At 49.1% G+C, this 20,497-nt stretch carries 15 protein-coding genes; 6 read left to right on the top strand and 9 right to left on the bottom strand.

The window, feature by feature from the left end; translation table 11 throughout:
- Window positions 1-103 precede the first annotated feature (103 nt).
- From relA to cysM, 3 genes are read right to left on the bottom strand one after another with little or no spacing between them, the layout of a single operon-like run.
- Window positions 104-2,347: a GTP diphosphokinase gene (gene relA / locus KOI40_RS14940; RefSeq protein ID WP_216098343.1), complete on the bottom strand. Its 2,244-nt coding sequence runs from the start codon at window positions 2,345-2,347 to the stop codon at window positions 104-106.
- 57 nt (window positions 2,348-2,404) lie between these two features.
- Window positions 2,405-3,787, bottom strand: coding sequence for a 23S rRNA (uracil(1939)-C(5))-methyltransferase RlmD (gene rlmD, locus KOI40_RS14935; protein WP_216098342.1), 1,383 nt, complete (start codon window positions 3,785-3,787; stop codon window positions 2,405-2,407).
- A 2-nt stretch (window positions 3,788-3,789) separates the two neighbouring features.
- Entirely contained in the window at window positions 3,790-4,677 is an 888-nt protein-coding gene (gene cysM / locus KOI40_RS14930; RefSeq protein ID WP_216098341.1) for a cysteine synthase CysM, read from the bottom strand.
- Between the two features lie 200 nt (window positions 4,678-4,877).
- Between cysM and KOI40_RS14925 the strand changes: the two genes are divergently transcribed.
- Window positions 4,878-7,667, top strand: a complete 2,790-nt coding sequence (locus tag KOI40_RS14925; protein WP_216098340.1) for a response regulator — start codon at window positions 4,878-4,880, stop codon at window positions 7,665-7,667.
- A gap of 8 nt (window positions 7,668-7,675) precedes the next feature.
- Here KOI40_RS14925 and KOI40_RS14920 read toward each other — a convergent pair whose 3' ends face one another.
- Both KOI40_RS14920 and KOI40_RS14915 read right to left on the bottom strand, forming a co-directional pair.
- Window positions 7,676-9,472, bottom strand: a complete 1,797-nt coding sequence (locus tag KOI40_RS14920) for an ABCB family ABC transporter ATP-binding protein/permease (RefSeq protein WP_216098339.1) — start codon at window positions 9,470-9,472, stop codon at window positions 7,676-7,678.
- A gap of 240 nt (window positions 9,473-9,712) precedes the next feature.
- Window positions 9,713-10,051, bottom strand: a complete 339-nt coding sequence (locus KOI40_RS14915) for a hypothetical protein (protein ID WP_216098338.1) — start codon at window positions 10,049-10,051, stop codon at window positions 9,713-9,715.
- A 243-nt stretch (window positions 10,052-10,294) separates the two neighbouring features.
- On the opposite strand from KOI40_RS14915, the gene KOI40_RS14910 reads away from it, so the two are divergent.
- From KOI40_RS14910 to KOI40_RS14900, 3 genes are all read left to right on the top strand, one after another.
- Complete coding sequence (locus tag KOI40_RS14910; RefSeq protein WP_216098337.1) at window positions 10,295-10,810, top strand: hypothetical protein; 516 nt, start codon at window positions 10,295-10,297, stop codon at window positions 10,808-10,810.
- A 96-nt stretch (window positions 10,811-10,906) separates the two neighbouring features.
- Window positions 10,907-11,914: a D-hexose-6-phosphate mutarotase gene (locus tag KOI40_RS14905; RefSeq protein ID WP_216098336.1), complete on the top strand. Its 1,008-nt coding sequence runs from the start codon at window positions 10,907-10,909 to the stop codon at window positions 11,912-11,914.
- Window positions 11,915-11,920: 6 nt separating this feature from the next.
- The gene (locus KOI40_RS14900) at window positions 11,921-12,844 is read left to right on the top strand and encodes a histone deacetylase family protein (protein WP_216098335.1); all 924 of its coding nucleotides are present in this window, start codon (window positions 11,921-11,923) and stop codon (window positions 12,842-12,844) included.
- Window positions 12,845-12,848: 4 nt separating this feature from the next.
- Here KOI40_RS14900 and KOI40_RS14895 read toward each other — a convergent pair whose 3' ends face one another.
- On the bottom strand, window positions 12,849-13,640 hold the full coding sequence (locus tag KOI40_RS14895; RefSeq protein ID WP_216098334.1) for a DUF1223 domain-containing protein: 792 nt from the start codon (window positions 13,638-13,640) through the stop codon (window positions 12,849-12,851).
- Window positions 13,641-13,733: 93 nt separating this feature from the next.
- A complete protein-coding gene (locus KOI40_RS14890; protein ID WP_216098333.1) occupies window positions 13,734-14,645 on the bottom strand; it encodes a MerR family transcriptional regulator in 912 nt (303 codons plus the stop codon).
- A gap of 186 nt (window positions 14,646-14,831) precedes the next feature.
- On the opposite strand from KOI40_RS14890, the gene KOI40_RS14885 reads away from it, so the two are divergent.
- Window positions 14,832-15,920 (top strand): YbgA family protein, encoded by a 1,089-nt coding sequence (locus tag KOI40_RS14885; protein ID WP_216098332.1) that lies wholly within the window; start codon window positions 14,832-14,834, stop codon window positions 15,918-15,920.
- A gap of 44 nt (window positions 15,921-15,964) precedes the next feature.
- The gene (gene phrB / locus KOI40_RS14880) at window positions 15,965-17,374 is read left to right on the top strand and encodes a deoxyribodipyrimidine photo-lyase (RefSeq protein WP_216098331.1); all 1,410 of its coding nucleotides are present in this window, start codon (window positions 15,965-15,967) and stop codon (window positions 17,372-17,374) included.
- A 35-nt stretch (window positions 17,375-17,409) separates the two neighbouring features.
- On the opposite strand, the gene KOI40_RS14875 is transcribed toward phrB, so the two are convergent.
- The gene (locus tag KOI40_RS14875) at window positions 17,410-18,084 is read right to left on the bottom strand and encodes a LuxR C-terminal-related transcriptional regulator (RefSeq protein WP_216098330.1); all 675 of its coding nucleotides are present in this window, start codon (window positions 18,082-18,084) and stop codon (window positions 17,410-17,412) included.
- 77 nt (window positions 18,085-18,161) lie between these two features.
- A partial coding sequence (locus KOI40_RS14870) for a beta strand repeat-containing protein (RefSeq protein ID WP_216098329.1) occupies window positions 18,162-20,497 on the bottom strand: 2,336 nt, incomplete at its 5' end.

The following is a 20,497-nucleotide window of genomic DNA, read 5'->3' as shown; positions in this document are numbered from 1 at the left end:
GGACTCCTTGAACGTTCGCCTGAAGAAAAAAGCCGAGCACCAATCGATACTGGCCCTCGGCTTTTATGACATGTTTCGCTTAATGTCGTTTAAGCACGGAACTTTAACTGTGTTTACGCCGCGCCGAAGCTACGTTTGGCAGTTGATTCAAACGACTCAACACCCGGCTCAACTCGGTAAAACTGCTGATTTCGATCGTTACCAGCATATCCACGGTGTTTTTCCGCTTATCCGACAGAGTTTGCATCGCACTGATGTTAATGTGCTCGGCATCCAACAGCGCAGTGATATCACGCAACAGACCATGACGGTCAAACGCCTCAATCATCACATCAACAGAATAAACACTTTGTGGTGCCTCACCCCAGTCAACTTTGATAATGCGTTCAGGCTCATCCGTCTGTAGCTGAAGAATATTGTGACAATCCTGTCTGTGGATGGAAACACCGCGACCAAGGGTGATGTAGCCCATGATCGCATCACCGGGCACCGGATGACAGCAGCCGGCAATGTGGGTCAACAGGTTACCAACACCATCAATAAACAAATCAGCGTCGTTATGCTGATGGGATGCACGCCCTACCAGACTGATGACAGGCTCGGATGTGGAGTCTTTGGCCAACATTTTCTGGGCCGCATGCACCACCTGTCCAACGCCCAGATCACTGGCACCGACGGCGGCATACAAGTCTTCCAGACCAACCAGATTCAGTTTGCGGGCCAGAGCGTCGTAATCCAGTTCATCCATGGCCAGACGACGGAATTCTTTATCCAGCACCGCACGGCCTTCAGCGATATTCTGATCTCTGGCCTGCAATTTGAACCATTGCTGCACTTTTGCCCGTGCGCGCCCGGTTTTCAGATAACCCAGTGCCGGCGACATCCAGTCACGGCTGGGAGATTCATGCTTACCCGTGAGAATCTCAACCTCATCGGCGGTTTTTAACGCGTAATTCAACGGCACAATCCGGCCATTCACCTTGGCACCCCGGCAGCGGTGTCCAATTTCAGTGTGTACTCGGTAGGCAAAGTCCAGCGGGGTTGCCCCCTGCGGAAAGTCGATAATGTGTCCGTCGGGAGTGAACACGTAAACCCGGTCCTGCTCAATACCCGCAGAGAGATCATCTTCCAGCGGGTGGCCACCGAGCTCTTCGTGCCACTCGAGAACCTGACGCAGCCAGGCAATCTTTTGTTCGTAACTGTCCGCACTGCCTTCCTGATCTGTTCCTTTATAGCGCCAGTGTGCACAGACGCCATATTCAGCTTCTTCGTGCATCGCGCGGGTACGAATCTGCACCTCAAGAACCTTTCGATCCGGCCCAATAACGGCCGTGTGCAAGGATCGGTAACCATTCTCTTTTGGCGAGGCGATGTAATCGTCAAACTCATTGGGGATGTTACGCCACAAGCTGTGCACAATCCCCAACACCGAATAACAATCCCGAACCGTCGGCACCAGGATTCTGACGGCTCTGATATCGTAAACCTGGGAAAAGCCTATATCCTTGCGCCGCATCTTTCGCCAGATACTGTAAATGTGCTTGGCTCGACCGCTGATATCGGCATCGATGTGAGCGGCTTTCATTTCACTTTCGAGAATGTCGATCACATTTTCAATGAAATTCTGACGGTCCAGCCGGCGTTCATCCAACAGCCGCGCGATACTCATATAGTCGTCAGGTTCAAGATACCGGAAAGACAGGTCTTCCAGTTCCCACTTGATGTGACCAATACCCAAACGGTGCGCCAGTGGCGCATAGATGTCCGCAACTTCCCGTGCCACACGCCGACGCTTGCTGTCGTCAATATTTTTCACGGCCCGAATGGCACAGGTACGTTCCGCCAGTTTAATCAGCGCAATACGAACGTCATCCACCATGGCGACCAGCATTTTGCGAACGTTGTCGGATTGCTCCTGCGATGGAGACCCCAGCACACTCTCTTCAGAATCATTGCGCTGTGTACTGATTGCCGCCATGCGAATGACGCCTTTAATCAATTTGGCCACGGTTTCGCCAAACTGCGCTTCGACATCCTTTAGGGGAATTTTGTTTTCGCGGACCGCACGGTAGAGAATCGCGGCCTGCAGTGTTTCGCCATCCAGCTGCAGATCCGCCAGAATTTCAGCCATTTCCAAACCGGTGTGGAAACTGCTTGCGCCTTCAGCCCAGATATTATCATTGGCAATGGCGGTTTCTTCAGCTTTGAGACTCAGCTCGCAAGCCTTCTGTAGCGGGGAAAGTTCAATATCTTTCAAGGAGTGAGTTTCAATAAGACGGTGTAACCACGCCTCAATATCTACCCTGCCGTCATCCTTTACCGGATGATCTTCTCTTACTTTAACCATAGTGTTTTAGAGCCAATACCTTTCAACAGACCAAATGTGCGTATCCATGCGGACGGCCTACACACGCACAAATAGTGCCATTGTTTCCATGTGAGCAGTTTGTGGGAACATATCCAGCACCCTCAACTCTGTCAGTTTATAGCCGACCCCCACTAAAATAGCCGCATCACGGGCAAAACTGGCAGGGTTACAGGAGACATAAACCAGCCTTTCGACCTCGGATTCAGCCATTTGTTCACAGACAAATTTTGCGCCAGCCCGAGGGGGATCCAATAAGAGCTTATTGACTTTTTCTCGGCGCATCAAAGCCCCCAATGCCTGACTGTTCAAATCCAGGGCCAAAAATGTGCTGTTTTGGAGGTCGTTTTGTGCGCCATTCTCCTGGCCACGCACCACCATGGACTCCACCCCTTCAATGCCGATCACTTTTGAAGCGCTCAGAGCCATCGGCAGAGTGAAGTTCCCAATACCACAAAACAGATCCACCACCCGGTCGGATGAAGACAGTTCCAGCCAAGTCAGCGCCTGCCTTACCATCAGCGGATTTACCTGAGCGTTAACCTGAGTAAAATCCTGCGGATGAAACCCTAAACGAATCGGTTTCTGGAGTGAACTGTCTTCTCCCAGTTCAAAATACATCCGCGGGTCAACAATGGCTCCCGTAAGACCCTGCAAAGCACCATTCTTCTCAGACTGAAACCAACACTTAAAGACACCCTGAGGGGTGGTCACAGCGGAAACATCCTGTTTAAAAGCATCTGATAAAGGTTTTACATGACGAATAATGACACCTGTGACAACCTCTCCAGAAAGCTCATATCCTGCCACTAACTCGATATGGCTGACCCCGGATTTGGGTGGCAAACTGTCCAGCCAGGCTTGGAGCTGAGGCAATACGGCTGCCAGAGACGGCTGAAGTACAGAGCACTCTCCAATTGGAACCAGCTTGTCGCTGTGCTGCTCGCGAAACGCAAGCCTTTGCTGTGCATCCACACCCAGTCGTACGCGCGATCGGTACCCATAGGGTGAAGAGAAGATTGGCTCCAATACCTTTCCCACATCAACCTCTTGTTGACGCTTCAGAAGTGACAATAAATTCTGCTGTTTGAAATACAGCTGCTTTTCCGGGGATAAATGCTGTAGCTGACAGCCACCACAGGCTTCATAGTGGGGACACAGTGGCTCAACCCTGTCTGCCGAAAGCTGAGAAATGTTACGGGATTCACATTCGCTGAAGCGTTTCTGACGACGGTAATGTGCTACTTGCACTTTTTCCCCAGGTAAGGCCCCAGCGACAAAGACAGTTTTACCTTCATGGCGAGCGACTCCCCTGCCATCGTGAGACAAGTCTTCAATGGTCAAGTCAGAGGGCGTTGACTCACTGGACGGACGCTTGCCCGCCTGAGCCTTGAAAATGCGCGGCTTAAAAAGACGAGCCATAATCAGCTATACAAGCCGGATGACAGATAACGATCTCCACGATCGCAAATAATGGCCACAATCACCGCGTTTTCTACCTGCTGACTTAAACGCAGCGCACCGGCTACAGCACCACCACTGGATACACCACAAAATATGCCTTCACGCTGAGCCAGAGCCCTCATGGTCTCTTCGGCTTCTGATTGCCCCATGTTTATAACCCGATCGACACGGGTTTCATCAAAAATACTGGGCAGATATTCTTTCGGCCATCGGCGAATGCCCGGAATACTCGCGCCATCCTCGGGTTGCAGGCCAATGATTTCAATGGCTGGATTCTGCTCTTTCAAATACTGGGAAGTCCCCATAATCGTGCCAGTTGTTCCCATGGAACTGACAAAGTGGGTGATTTCACCTCCGGTTTGCTGCCAGATCTCGGGGCCGGTTGAGTAATAGTGAGCCAGAGGGTTATCACCATTGCCAAACTGGTCAAGCACCTTCCCTTTACCCTCAGCTTCCATGGTCTTGGCCAGATCCCGGGCACCTTCCATACCCTGCTTCTGAGTAACAAGTATCAGCTCAGCACCATAAGCCGTCATGGCGGCTTTTCGCTCAGAGGTCATGTTATCCGGCATGATCAATACCATACGATACCCCTTGATCGCGGCAACCATAGCCAGCGCAATGCCAGTATTGCCACTGGTAGCCTCAATCAGCGTATCTCCGGGACGAATATCCCCCCTCTGCTCAGCACGCTCTATCATGGACAGTGCAGGACGGTCTTTGACGGAACCCGCCGGATTATTGCCCTCCAGCTTAACTAAAATTGTGTTGGAGGTATTGCCTGGCAGGCGCTGCAAACGCACCAGTGGTGTTTGTCCGATGCAAGATTCGACGGTGGGGTAATCCATAATATCCTTCAAGCCGTAAAACGGCCGGTAACTGTGTGACGCGGCGGTCTATTTTAGCGCCGAATATGGTATGGTGGAACCTGCAATTAAAACGCACTCAGGGCAAAGCAAAGGATCCAGCACCCTCTGAGCCCAATATAGTAATAATTTACAGTTGGTAGCCGTCAAACGACGAAAAATCGCCCTACAGGAGTTTTCAGGTGCATTTGCCCATTTCCCCCAAAAGTTTAGCGTTCAAGATACAGCAGCTAAGCGTTTTACCTGTACTGATTTGCATCACCCTCGCGGGCATTGGCTATGCATTACTACAAATCCAAGACAGCGAAAACCTCAGCCACAAACGAACTGAGATGGCTATCCGCTGGCTGGAGAGCCTCACACAGCACTCAATTTCCACCAATAACACCCAGCATATCACCGAAACCTTTGGCGACCTGTTGGAAATGCCCAATGTGCGTGGCGTTTATCTGTTCGATCCCCAGGGGCAGCCAACTATCCAACTGGGTAAACGTCCTGATAAAGATATTTTTCCCAACCTGACCGACAAGCCACATCACTGGCGTCATGGTGAAACCTACTTTTACAGCGTACCGGTACTCGACTACAAGAACGCGAACCAGGTTATCCAGCTGGGCTGGCTGGTTGTGTCGTTGAACAAAAGTAACCTCAATATTCGGCACTACAAAAACGCCGCAATCATACTATTTGGCATTCTGGCCACCTCCATCGTTCTCATGATTCTCTCCTGGAGACTGACTCGTGAAATTGAAATACCGCTGCATAACGCCCAGCGAGCGCTACAGGACTTCAATCGACAAAAGTATGAAAGTCGCACGCTGGTTTCCGGCTGTATTGAACTGCAGAACCTGGCCAACGGAATCAATGAACTCGGCAAGTCACTGCAACAGACCCAGAGTAACATCCGTCAACAGGTGGACCAGGCCACTTCAGATTTGCAAGAAACCCTGGAAACTGTAGAGATACAGAGCATTGAACTCGATATTGCCCGCAAGAATGCGGTAGCCGCCAACCGTGCAAAATCCGAATTTCTGGCCAACACCACCCATGAAATTCGCACTCCAATCAACGGTATTCTGGGCTTCACCAACCTGCTGCTGAAAAGTCCGCTAACAACACAGCAACGAGAGTATCTGCGTACCATTGCCCATTCATCGCAGGGACTTTTGACGATCATTAACGACATCCTCGATTTTTCCAGACTGGAAGAAGACGAACTGTCTCTGGATTACACCCCTTTCACCTTACGACAAGTCATTGAAGAGACATTACAGATCCTTGCCCCTGGCGCCAGCGAAAAACAGCTGTACCTGATTGCCACCAGCGATAAAGACGTGCCCCAACATCTGCTGGGAGACGCGCTGCGCATTAAACAGATCCTGATCAATCTTGTCAGTAATGCCATCAAGTTTTCAGACAGTGGCGACATTGTTGTTCATTCACATTTAATAGAAGACTCAGAACAAACTGCCCGGATTAAAATCAGCGTCAAGGATTCCGGCATCGGCATTGACCCCAATCAGCGGGAACTTCTCTTCGAACCCTTTAAGCAGGCGGACGCCTCAGACAGCCGTGCACGTGGCGGAACAGGCCTTGGCCTTGCCATTGCCAAGGGACTGGTTGAAAAAATGGGCGGCACTATCCGCATAGACAGCAGACCTGCGGAAGGTACGATTGTTTGGTTTACCCTGCCACTTTCGAAACAACAGACGCTAATTGCCTCTCGCCAAACCGAACTCAAGGGCAAGCGTGCGTTTATCCATGTCGACAACCCCCGGATAGAACAACAGCTTGAAGAATACTTCTCACTCTGGGGGGTTGAAAGCCGCAGTTTTGAGTCAACCGACGCCCTCAGGAACTATTACTGTGCCCTGAACGACAGCAGTCAGAATGTCGAGATTGGCGATAGCCCTGCTGACTTTGTCTTTGTTATGGCTCGCGAAGGCAGTGTCACATCCGGTGACCTGAACCTGCTCAATAAAAACAGCAAAGTGCCTCCAACCATTCTTGCCGTTTTGCCTGATAGCCCTATGGCGTACGACGACACCCTCCAGAATACCGGCGCTGATCTATTATTTCTCCCGCTGTCTTACGAGCACCTTTACCAAGTGCTTTGCGATACACTCAAAACCACCCCAACAAACATTGATACCAAACCGGCTCGTCACACATCCGCATCGGTTCTGGTCGTAGATGACAACCCGGCAAACCTGCAGTTAGTCAGTACGTTTTTAAGCAGCCTAGGGGTGTCTGTACATGAAGCCACAAATGGCAGGGAAGCTATCGAAATTATTGATAATCATGCGGTTAATCTGGTTTTTATGGATGTTCAAATGCCCGGAATGGATGGCATGGAAACCACTCGCCGCATTCGCGACAAGGAACACTCAAGCCAGCATGTTCCGATCATTGCTCTGACCGCACACAATATCAACGAGCAAAAGACCAAGATTCTCGAAGCAGGAATGGATGACTGCATTAGCAAACCTGTGAGTGAAGATCAGCTTATCCATGCACTCAAGCACTGGCTGCATATCACTCCGGGTTCTTCTTCGGATGCCAATTACGACATTGCCAACCTGGTTTCTAAAAACCACATCCCCCAAAGCTCGATCATGAACCTGCAGGAAGCCTTACACCTGTGCAATGGTAAAAATGATCTCGCCCGGGACATGCTGAGCAAACTTGCTGAGGGCCTGCCAGAAGACAGTGAGGCCATAACTGAGTTATACCAGCAGGAAAACTGGAATGAGCTCCAGGAAAGAGTACACAGACTGTATGGAGGCTGTTGTTATTGCGGTGTCCCTGAACTCAGAAAAGCCTGCGCAACCCTGGACAACCTCTTAATCAAAGGCGAGTATGATTCACTCAATGCTGAGCTAAATCAGGTCCTGAAAGCCATCCAGCGGCTACGCGAATGGGTTGACGAACATGACCTGGAAATTCTGTTTGATATTGAAACTGTGGAATAACTCCTGAGTCACAACATTTCCTCTGCGGGTTCTTCCTGTTGAATCCGCCACAATCGAGCATAATGGCCATTATGTCGCAGCAACTCTTCATGACGGCCCTGCTCTACCACCCGCCCCTGATCGAGCACCACAATATTGTCTGCATCCACAATCGTCGACAAGCGGTGAGCAATCACCAGACTGGTCTGCTGGCGAGAGATTTCTGCGATAGCCTGTAAAATGATCCGCTCTGAACGGCTGTCCAGTGACGAAGTGGCCTCATCAAACACCATGATTGGAGGTCTCTTCAAGAGGGTTCTTGCAATCGCTACCCGCTGTTTTTCGCCTCCAGACAATTTCAGCCCTCTCTCACCCACAATGGTGTCAGCGCCATTTGGCAATTGCTTTACAAACTCTTCCAGATGAGCCATGCGGATCGCTTCCCACACCTCGACATCTGAAGCATCAACCTTGCCGTAACGCACATTTTCAAAAATCGAAACATTAAATAAAACGGTATCCTGTGGTACAACACCTATCGCCTGACGCAGGGATTTCTGGGTGACAGACCGTATATCCTGACCATCGATCAAAACCGCCCCTCTTTCCACGTCATAAAAACGAAACAGTATTTTTGCCAAAGTGGATTTGCCCGCCCCGCTACTACCGACAACCGCCACTTTGCTTTTGGCCGGGATTTTGAAACTCACTCCAGTGAGTATGGGGCGTTCATTGTGATAACGAAAAGAGACATCCTTGAACTCCACCTCCCCACCAATGACTTCAAGCCCAACTGCTTGCGGGCGGTCCGTCACCTTGGGAGCAACATCCATCAAGCGAAACATATTCTCGATGTTTGCCATTGATCCCTTCATTTCCCGGTAGACAAACCCCAGAAAGTTTAAAGGCATAAAAATTTGCATCATAAACGCGTTGATCAGGACAAAATCGCCAAGAGTCATAGCCCCCAGAGAGACGTCTCTGGCAGCCAGAACCATTGCCGAAGTCATGGCTGCAGCAATAACAAAAGCCTGACCGCCGTTTAAGGCAAATAGAGACAGGCGATTCTTGCGACGCGCCTGCTCCCAATCAGCCAACTCAGAATCGTAATGTCTGGCCTCGTACTCTTCGTTAGTAAAGTACTTGACAGTTTCATAGTTCAGCAAACTGTCGATGGCGCGAGTACTGGTTTGGGACTCTGCCTGATTGGCCTCCCTTACAAAACGGGTACGCCACTCGGTGGCCATTATCGAATAGGCCACATAGCACACCACTGCCACCCCTACGATGACGGCATACCACACCTGATAATTCCAGAGTAATAATCCAATCACCATCCCGATTTCCAGAAGTGTGGGGACAATATTGAACACCATAAAACGAAGCAGGAAGGCTATTCCGTTTGTACCTCGCTCAATATCACGGGACAAACCTCCAGTGCGGCGATTGAGATGAAAGTCCAGATCCAGTGAATGGAGGTGGTTGAACACTTTTAGCCCAATCCGGCGCATGGCACGCTCGGTGACCCGTCCAAACAGGGTATCCCTTAACTCACCAAACAAGACATTGGAAAAACGAACCAGTCCATAAGCCAGCAGCAACCCCAGAGGGATGGCCACTACTGTCCCCAGCTCGGAAATATGGTCCAGATCATCGACGATATGCTTCAAGATAAATGGCAGTCCGACACTGGCCACTTTAGCCAGAACCAGGCATAACAGAGCTGCCGCCATGCGCTGTTTGAACTCAGTGAGAAAAGGAATCAGGGATTTGAGGGTTGTCCAACTTACATCGCCGATGGCGACGTCGGTTCTCATACTACGCATAGATGTGGGGCCGGTTCCATAGCGCCAGGAACTGATAACCACAGTACTGACACAATTACATTTGAATACAGCCCGTCAGAATAACACGCCACCCCACAGAAACAGAATCCCAAAAAAATTGCCGATTCGACACCTTCCCTGATGTCGACATGAAGCAATGTGTTGCCTGCGGGCCTTTAATCTATTTGATTATGAACAGGCAGTGCTGCCAGAACTCCGTTGCCCAACTGATGGTAAAACTTACCAGTATACGTCCGGAATCCGGTCAGTAACCTGTTTGGGGAGTGTGATAAGCGGGACGCTGGCCGGTTCAGCCTGCAACGCCTTAGCCTGGCAACGCTCGGCAATATCCTCTTGAAAACTGCCTTTAAAGTACGGAATTTCCTGCAAACTGCCATTATTATCCAACTGAAAGAAAATCTGATCCGTTTCAGGAGGATAGGCTTTTAGGACTCCACGTTCCTGAACACCGGGGACTCCATGCTGAAAATCTTTAAATTGCAGATAAATTTCTTCATAACTGTTGCCTTCGAGGGTCAGTTCACACTCTGTTGTAAACCGAAATGTCATGCTTAACATATTCCGCTCCTGTCTGGATGCATAAGCAGCGATCAAATGGGCGCTGCATACCTAGAGTGTAACCAACTGACCGAACACCAATTTAGAACGATTACCTCTAAACCAATGCATGCTTAGCGTCGGTACTTATGAGATGAATTTGGGATTAGCCCATGGATGTACTATTGTTGAAGTAGTCGCTGCAACTGTGTTTCTTATATTGGCGGTGACCTATTTCAAGCGATAGAGGCTTACAGTTCAGTCATGACCAGAACCCTTTTCACATTCCCGTTTCCCCTCTCCGGTTTTCTGCGTAATCGCCGGGTATCAGTGCTTTCATTGATTTGCTTTGTATTCGCCCTGGTGTTCAGCCAGGCGCAAGCTGATGAGCAGAAAATAACCACAACCACCGTAAAACCCAAACCCTCACTGGAAACAGATGTTCTTCAGCCAACCGTTGGTCATCAGGAAGGTAAAACGGGGGCCCGAATCGAGTCTGTCGAGCAAATGGAAGATGGAAAAACGGTAAAAATCCACGTTTCCCTGCCCGATGGAGCAAACTCAGATATCGAAGAAGTGATCGTGATGGGGCGTCCGGACAAAAAGCCCAAAAAAGAGTCTACTTTACTGCAAAAGCAAAAGTTTGAAGTGGTTAACAACCTTGATGAGGGGCGAAGTGGCATTGTTATCTATCTCGGCAAACAGGAAGACTTCATGCTTAGGCTCAACTACACGGAACCCAGACCCGATGTAGAGCCGGATGTGTTTAACCGCGATTAAGGCTTACTTGTCACTCTCGGTCAAAGATACCAAGCTACACCTTCAATTGAGTCCACATAGCCATTAACATAGCCCGACCTAACGCAAGGAAAGGCTATGTCTTCTATCACACACTTTACCGACAACTACCTGGATAAAATCAACCCCATCTTGTCGGAGTGCGCCCACGTAAGACTGAGTAACAGTCAAGCATTGTATCCTGATCGTCAAAATGAAGACGCCCTGCCTTTACTTGTGGTCAAAAACGATCAGTGCATTGCCTCCATCGCGTTTCAAGGGGCACAACTGCTCACCTTCAGCTCTCTGTCTGCCAGGGGGCTGCCAGCCACAGATCTTCTCTGGCTGAGCCCAACAGCAATTTTCAAGAACGGAAAGGCCATCAGGGGCGGGATTCCACTTTGTCTGCCATGGTTTGGCCCGCACGCATCCGACGCTGCCAAACCCCAGCATGGGTTTGCCAGAAATCGGCTCTGGTCTCTGATTGACGCCAAAGCCATCCATTCTGGTTGCACACAGCTCACCTGGGAACTGGACTATCCGTCTTCATCTCTTGATCAGAAACCTCTTCTTTTCGAAGGCAGTTTCACGGCTCAACTGATCATGACACTGAGCGATACGATTGATATTCAGCTTAGGGTTAACAATACCGGCCGCGACAGTTTCCCTCTGAGCTGGGCCCTGCACAGCTATCATCCAGTAGCCAATGTAGCCTCTGCAGAGGTAACCGGGCTGGATCAATGTGAATATCTGGACAATACAGATCTGGAAGACTCTGAAAGCTACCCCACTCATAAGCGCCGCAAACTTCAGTTGGGTAATCTTTTTTTTACCGGCGAGGTGGATCGGGTGTATGTCTCGGTTCCATCAACACAGCAATTGTCTTGCGAAGGACATCAACTCACCGTCGAAGCGGACAACTGCCACAGCGCCATTGTTTGGAATCCAGGTAAAGAGCTGGCGACAAACATGGCCGATATTGGCGCAGAACATTACACAGGCTTTGTGTGCGTAGAGAGGGGTAATACCGCCGATAACACATTGCAGCTGGCACCTGGCGAAGAGCACACTGCCAGTATCCGAATCAAAGCCAAAACAGGAAAATAACTGCAGATGACGCTGCCTCTGGTCTATCACCCTGAATACAGCTTTGATTTCCCGCATAAGCACCGCTTCCCCATGGCGAAATTCCGACTCCTGCATCAGCGCCTGCAGGAAAGCGGACTTGCCACCGAGCAAAATACCTTCCGCCCTGGCCGGGCCCGACAATCCTTGCTGGAACTGGCACATTGCCCTGATTATCTGGATCGGTTTATTCACAATAAACAGAGCCCACAAGAGATTCGCCGTATGGGTTTGCCGTGGTCACCTGCGCTCATGCGGCGAACACTGATTGCGCCTAACGGCACCCTGCTCACAGCCAGCCTGGCGTTACAACATGGCATCGCCTGTCACCTTGCCGGAGGCACGCATCACGCCCACAGAACTGAAGCCTCAGGCTTCTGTATTCTGAATGATCTGGCAGTGGCCTCTCTTGGAATCCTTCATTCACAGCGTCAGTCACAGCTGGCCCGCCCTTCCATCCTGATTTTTGACTGCGATGTCCATCAGGGTGATGGAACGGCAAACATTCTGAAACATGAGTCCCGGGTTTTTACCTGCTCAGTTCATTGCGACAAGAACTTTCCAGCCCGCAAAGCCACCAGCGATATGGATGTAGAAGTACCCAAAGGAACGGAAGACGACACCTATCTGGAAATTGTAAAACAGGCCTTTCTGACAGCTATTGATAAAGCCAAACCAGCTTTGGTTTTTTACGATGCGGGCGTGGATGTTTACGAGGGAGACCCTTTAGGGTTGCTCAATATCAGCCTCGACGGAATACGCCAAAGAGAACGAACCATTCTGGAGATATGTCATGAAAAGGGACTGCCGGTTGCCACGGTGATTGGCGGCGGGTATGACAATGACCGGAAAGCACTGGCTATGCGGCACAGCATGGTGGTAGAGGAAGCCTTTGCTGTTTACGAAAAGTGACGGTTTAGTCCACAGGCAGCCATCCACCGGTTGCCTGGAGAGGCGCAGGATCACTGCCCTGACTAACCCAAAAGACAGCAGCTGACTTGCCGTGAAAATCCGTTTCGGGCATGGGAATATTCCACATTCCCGAGTTAGAGTTAAAGGACTTGTACTCTAGCACCACAAAATCCTGTGGTAATCTCATGCCTTTATTTTCCCCCTGCCCGACATCCGTCACAATACCAAAGCCCAACAGAGCAACATTTAACACCAACCCGCGATTGTCTTTATCGCGGATAAACTTTGCCTGCAGTTCATCGCCGCTAACTTTGACGGTTAGCTGACCCGCAATCTCTTTAGGAAACTCTGGTAAAGAGCGGGTACGGAACCAATCGGTCCATTCTTTTCCTGAAAGTATAAAACCGGGTGTGTACACGGCCTTTGTGTGTCCATGCAACTGATACATACGCTGCCGCTGAGAATGTCTCAAACTGGCATAGGGATCTTTCCAGCCCAGATAATCCCAGTAATCCACATGGAAAACCAACGGGATGAACTCTTCCCAAAGGCGCTTATCCGACTTGAGAAGAGATATCCACTGTTCTGCGGGGGGGCAGCTACTGCATCCCTGAGAGCTGTAGAGCTCGAGTAAATTGACCTGTTGCGTTCCGCTGTCGAAGATCATGACCGATGATGAAGAGTCACGTTCTTCACCCGCTATTGCCCAGGCTGCCCCGAGAAACAGAATCATCAACCAGCTCGCAGTCAAGAAGTCTCTAAACGGCCACTTGTTCGCAGAAACTTTAATGCTCATAGTCACCTGAAGATCATCAACCACTTCGTGACTATTTAGGTAGGCAACTCCGCATTAAGTTCAATAACTGCCTGATGCAGGCTTTGACCTGAACTATCTGGCCTTAAACAACACCTGATCCATTAACTCTTCAGTGGACCTATATACCTGCACAGACTCCCCCAGACTGGACAGAATCCCTGCCGAGCCGCACAGATACAGGCTTTTATCCTCCGCAACTTGCTCCAGAATGTCCTCATCAGCCGGACTAAATCGACCGTCCTGCAAAAAGATCGAAAGGTCAGCCCCTGAAGACTGGATCAACGTGACACTGGCTTCGACACTGCAGGGTTGGTTAACAAAAAAGACGCCAAAACCGGAATCAACGAACTGTAAGCCCGTCATGGCCAGGCGCCAGCCTTCACTCTGTTCACCAAACACCAGTAACACGCTCTGACCATTTGTCGATTTATGCCCTTCCAGCCTCAGTAACGCGTAGCGAATCAACTCGCTTTGCAGCAGAGCCCTGGCGGCTCCAGATGCTGCCATGCCAGCCCTCCCGGCTCGTCGCTCCTGCAGCCTTTCCATCACAGGCGCCAGCCAAAGGCTGACACACAACTGAATCGGATACTGAATCAGAACATCCTGTAAAAGGTGTTGTATTCGGCCGCTGTTTACTTGCTCAACGGCCAGAACCAGCTGATCAATCAAGGCCTCCCAATGTGGGTCCACCTCTTCCGACTCCGCTCGAGAGGCGCTCGCTAGAGCAGAAGATGAATCCGTATCCAGCAGGCTTTTCACCTGTCCCACCGAAACGCCGCGGTTGATCCAGGCCAGAATTTGCCGGACTCTCGACACATCCGCACTGGTGTAAAGTCGGTGTCCTTTACCTGTTCTCATGGGTTTTAAAAGGCCATAACGGCGTTCCCAGGCTCTGAGAGTCACCGTATTGACTTGTGTTTTCTCACTTAAAACCCGTATTGGGAAGGTTTCTGTATCGGGTTCAGCCGGTTTATCCACAGTCATTGTCGTATTTTCGTCGTTTCATCAGTTTCTCAATTTGGTGTAAGCATTTGATTTTGCTTTAAAAATACCGCTTACCCATCACTTACACCACCAGCCAAGACAATTGTTATACAAAAATAATATTTGCACAACCAAAAAAGTTGTACAAAAATAGAAAACGTATAGCAATGAGCCGGAGGCATCAGCATGACAAATCAACGCACTGCATCTTCAAATACTCCACAGGGCACCTCTAACCATCCATCGGAGAAGCCTACATCTGACATTTTGGTCGGTTTAAGTGCTTGTCTGGCAGGTCAGAGCGTTCGTTATAACGGCGGTCATAGTCAATCCAGCCTGTGCCTCAAAGGCTTGAGTCCGTATTTTCAGTTTGTGACTTTCTGTCCAGAAGTCAGTGCCGGTTTCGGTACCCCGCGCCCTACGATGAGACTGGCTGGCGATCCCAAACAACCGGACCTGATTTACAGCGATGGCGACAGTTCTCAATCGCTGACCGAACAGCTGATCAACGGTTTCCAGCATAAGATGGAAAGCTTCAGTGAACTGGACGGCTACATTCTGATGAAAAACTCTCCATCCTGTGGACTGGAACGAGTCAAAGTCTATCAAGACAACGGTTACCCACATAACGAAAAAGGCCAGGGAATTTTCGCTCGTGCCCTGCAACAGCGGTACCCTCAACTTCCAATGGAAGAAGAAGGACGTCTGCACGATCCACATCTACTGGAAAACTTTATCTTGCGGGTTTATGCCCACCACCGTTTCCGCCACACGGTACAGAGCAACCCCACAATGAGCTCACTCGTTGATTTTCATAGCCGCTATAAGTATTTAATCATGGCTCACAATCAACAAGAGTACCGCAAGCTTGGAAGACTGGTCGCCAACGCAGAAAAGCAACCCGTTGAGCAAGTGATTAATCTGTATTTTGTACGGATGATGGAAACTCTGGCGGTTCCAGCCCGTCGGGCTGGCCACTGCAATGTACTGCAGCATCTGCTCGGGTATCTGAAAAAATCTGTCAACAGTTCAGCGAGACAAAACATTGTCTCGACCATTCTCCGTTATCGGGAAGGAAAGCTTCCTCTGATTACCCCTGTGACCTTGCTGCAGCATTACATTGAACAATTCGGAGGTCCCGAAAACAGGCACGAAACCCTCCCACAAGATAGTGGCAAAAAACACCGTCAGGGGCGTCCTTTGGAGCATTACCTGAAATCTCAGTATTATTGGCATCCCTATCCTGATGATCTGGGGCTAAGAAACAATATATAAGACCACTGCAGAAATTTGACACATAAAAAGACATCAGGTTACTCATGAATTTAGTTTGGTTACGTACAGATTTAAGATTGTTTGACAACCCGGCCTTGTACCTTGCCTGCCAGACGGGGCAAGGTACAAGAGTGGTCTACTGTGCAACACCTCAGCAATGGCAGGAACACCACGAAGCACCTGCCAAGCTGGGGCTTCGTAGCCAGCTGCTTACCAATATTCAACAGCGCTTACACCAGTTGGGAATTTCCTTCGAAGTTATTCGAGCAGATCGATTCAACGATCTTCCTGAATTAATCTTTGAATATTGTCAAAAACACCAAATCAGTGACCTCTGGTTCAACAGCGAAATCCCTCACAATGAACGGTTAAGAGATCAACAAATAACTCAACACCTTCACACAGCTGACATTGTCTGCCATCCCTGCGAGAACGAGTTTATTGTTCCCCAAGCGCAGCTAAGAACTCAGCAAGGTGGTGTCTACAAGGTCTTTACCCCTTGGTATCGATTATGGCTGAATCGTCTGGCACAACATCCAGTTGAACTGTTTCCCGAGCCCGCTGCTCAAGGTGCTCCGATAGCCTCACCTACCCACCCTATCGAGCTGCCTGGAAGTGACACGTACAGGCACGATTTATGGCCAGGTACAGAATCTGCCGCATTTGAGTGTTTGCAAAAGTTTTGCAATGAACGCCTCCACCACTACATTGAGCGAAGAGACTTTCCAGGAATACACGGCACCAGCATACTGTCACCCTATTTGGCCAGTGGCGCTATCAGTCCTCGTCATTGCGTGCAATTGATCCAGGAAACGCACGCACATTACGGTACTGACTGGTTGGAAGACCCATGGTTAAGAGAATTAGCATGGCGTGAGTTCTATCGTTACCTTATGCTGAATTTTCCTTCTCTGAGTAGAGATCAACCTTTTAAACCAGAAACACGGTTTTTACTCTGGGAAGATAATGCTCAATTGGTCGAGGCCTGGAAGCTGGGTAAAACCGGATTTCCGATTATAGATGCAGCAATGCGCCAGCTGCATCAGACAGGATGGATGCACAATCGACTCAGAATGCTAACAGCGAGCTTTTTCACCAAGCTGTTACTGGAAGATTGGCATATAGGTGAGAGTTACTTTATGAGTCAGTTGATTGATGGAGACTTTCCGTCAAACAATGGGGGCTGGCAGTGGAGCGCATCGACCGGGTGTGACGCATCACCTTGGTTCAGAGTATTCAACCCTGTTCGGCAATCGGAAAAGTTTGACTCTGATGGATCATTCATTCGGAAATTTGTCCCCGAACTCGGCGAACTTGACTCTAAATCGATCCATAACCCGCCGGAAAAACTGCGCAAATGCTTGGGCTACCCTCAGCCGATCATTGATTACAAGGATGCCCGAGAGCGGGTTTTAACACGTTTTGAGAACTTAAAAGCCATGAACCTCACATAAGGGACTTAGCTTTGATACCTTAACCTGCAAATAGCTCAGCCATCACTGAGATGAAGCTGAGCCCAGTTATACGCCTGAATACGATTCTTGACATCGATTTTTTTGAATACATTATAAAGATGACTCTTGATAGTGTATTCGCTCACCTCAAGTACTTCAGCAATTTGCAGGTTAGTGGAGCCATCCAATAACATCTTCAGAATTTGTTGCTCTCTGCGAGTCAATTTGACATTGTTTCGTGGACGCTTGGGCGCACTACGATACTCATCGATCAACCTTTGCATGACATGACGAGGCAGCCAATCTCCACCGTTTAAGAGAACCTTTAAGCCAGATATCAACACATCCTGCTTAACCGTCTCATAAAACATACCTTTTACCTGCGGCCAGAGTGCCAGCTTTTCGTAGTCCTCGTTGGTCTGTACATTAATCAACGCAACCCGACTGCTATCGCTACACTTACTGTCAAAAAACAAATCAATATCGTCCAGAGGTACATACTTGCAATCCACCAGGGTGAGCTGACCAAGTATCATATCCTGATAGCTTTCAGAGTTACTGTAAGACTGTATTTCACAGCGCATATTGAGTTCATTATTGATCAATGTAGATAAAAAATTGGTCTGCATATCCTTGTAACCAAGCAGAGTCACATCCACAACATCATCCTTGATCAAACCTTCTGGCGTTAGAATTGCCTGAGTATTCATAATCCATTTTCCTGTCATTCACTGTCTGACCAGACAAAATCGATACTGGTCAGACCCACTCTTTGTTAAAGAGTCTGTTAATCTTCAGTCAGTGTTTTTTTATCTTTATCGACATCACCAGAAGCACTGGCAATGGCTCCAGCTGCAATCAGCTCACCTGCGACCAACTTGTACTCTGGAGAATTTACTGAGTTGGCGCCTATACTGTACGAACTGACCTCACTGAAGATCGCCGGATCAACTTGAGTAAATTCTACCACCCCGTTCTGAACCGCACTTTTCAAGCCTTGAGACGCTATCGCACCAGACAGAGATTCCAAGCGGTCACCCGTTGCATTCAAAGTCGGTGCGCCATTCACAAACTCTGGATCCACATAGCTCAGAGATACAATATTGACACTGTTTCCCACCTCCATTCGCAAAGGATTTAACTGCTCACCTATAGCAGCCCACCGAGACAATTCTGTCCCGAGATTCACAACATTCGCTGTCAGGTGTGTAACACCACGAGTTTCTGCGGTTAATTCTCCAAGCCCCATGGAGGATAACGAGATAGTTCCTGCAGTTCCGGCATAAACCTGACCGATCATCAGATCGTCTGCTTCCTGGATATCAACATTGATGGAGCGTCCCCCCGAAGCCTGTACATTCAACGTATTGATATCAGTTTCCAGATTAATATCCGAAGCACTGGTAATCTCCAGAGAGTCGGCAGACACAGAACCACTGATAGCTGTTCCGCCAAGATAACTGCTGGTAAACAGGATTTCCCCTGACGCTGAGAACCCCAGATTCATGCCCGACCCGGTAAATGAAACGCGGTTCGTATTAAATACAGCGGCAATAGCGGAATCTACAATGACTTGATTGGTACCGTTCATCAAATTCTCGAAGCCGGTAAACGCATAATCACCAACATAATTGGTCTGACTGACATCTCCGGTAATTTTCCAGGTCAAATCACTGACATTGGAAGTCAATAAATCTGTCCCTGAGCCACCATTAAGAATGGTGGCTGATGAAGTGCTACTGTTGATAAAGACCTGATCCGATCCCTCTTCAAGATACAATCCAGCAACCGAACCGCCATTCAAATTGACAATATCATTGCCGGCACCGGTATGAATGTCACCACTTGTTCCACTATTGAACGTGAAAACATCATTGCCAGAGCCAGCCCGAACAGAATCAATACCGGTAAAATTGAGATGCTGTGTACTTCCGGACTGACCATTAACTGTCCAGGTGGTATCCAGATTTAGGCCATACAACGTATCGTTGCCAGAACCTGCATTCAGTGTCGTCACACCATCCAAACTGATTCCACCCAAAGTCAGAGTGTTGACATCGGTCAAGGTATAATCTGCACCTATTGATGGCCCAGTGTAGGTACCTACATTCAAGACCTCTTCAACATTGGCAAACAACACCCAGACACTGTTCACTTCTGCCTCAATGCTGTTGTTCACCTGGCTTCCGCCTTGTTCCACTGCTTGCCAGTTATTTACAGCACCACTATCGACTGTATCTGCACCGCCACCAGCATCTACGGCTCCTATATGATCGAAAGTAATACCGGAGACTGTAGTTGTATTATTGGCCGTATCCAGTACAAATAACTCATCACTCGATGAACCGGTTATTAGACTGGTCTGTGAGGTACCATTTTTTGCACCTGCAGACTCGATATCTGAGAATTGGACACTATTTACTGTTACGCCGCCACTAACACCGGTTAACACCCAGTTTTCTGAGGCATCACTCAATACGGAATCGTTACCTAAACCAGCCTCTACAGAAGAAGTCTGAGTAAATTGGATATCATTTCCAGTAATAATATTATTTTGTGCATCTGAGGCATCAAAAGAATCATCGAGAGATGAACCAATCAACTTTGACATTCCAGTTATGGCGGCATCGAATTCTGCAAACTCAATCTCCGAAAAGGTGATTGCTGCAGCCTGCAATTCTTTACTGTTACCGGTTAAGGTCCAGTCCCGAAGACTATTGGACTGTACAATGTCACCAGAACTGCTACCCCCATCAACATTCGATACTGTGTTAAATATCAGACCGTTTACTTCCACACTCTGATCAGTAAGTCCTATTTCAAAGGTTTCATTAGTATCATCCTGCCCGAGGATAGTAGCATCTGTAGCATCCGCCACTTCCATATTGGAGTAAGTAATGCCATCTTCACTCAGTTGATTGTCGACACCGGTTAACGTCCAGGTATGACCATCACTGGCCGTCAAGGTGTCTATTCCGGTACCCGCGTCCACCAAAGTGATGTTGCTATACGTCAAACCTTTCTGACTGACCTTTCCAGCTTCGCCACTGGCAGCAAAGGTATCATCACCGGTAGTACCCAGCACACTGCTGCCGGCTGCACCGTTCGCTTCTTCCAAGCCAC

Source organism: Pseudomaricurvus albidus, assembly GCF_018863235.1.
In the GTDB taxonomy this organism is placed as follows: Bacteria; Pseudomonadota; Gammaproteobacteria; order Pseudomonadales; family Cellvibrionaceae; genus Pseudomaricurvus; species Pseudomaricurvus albidus.
Note: the sequence above shows the minus strand (reverse complement) of the source record. Positions and strands in the feature narration are given on the sequence as shown.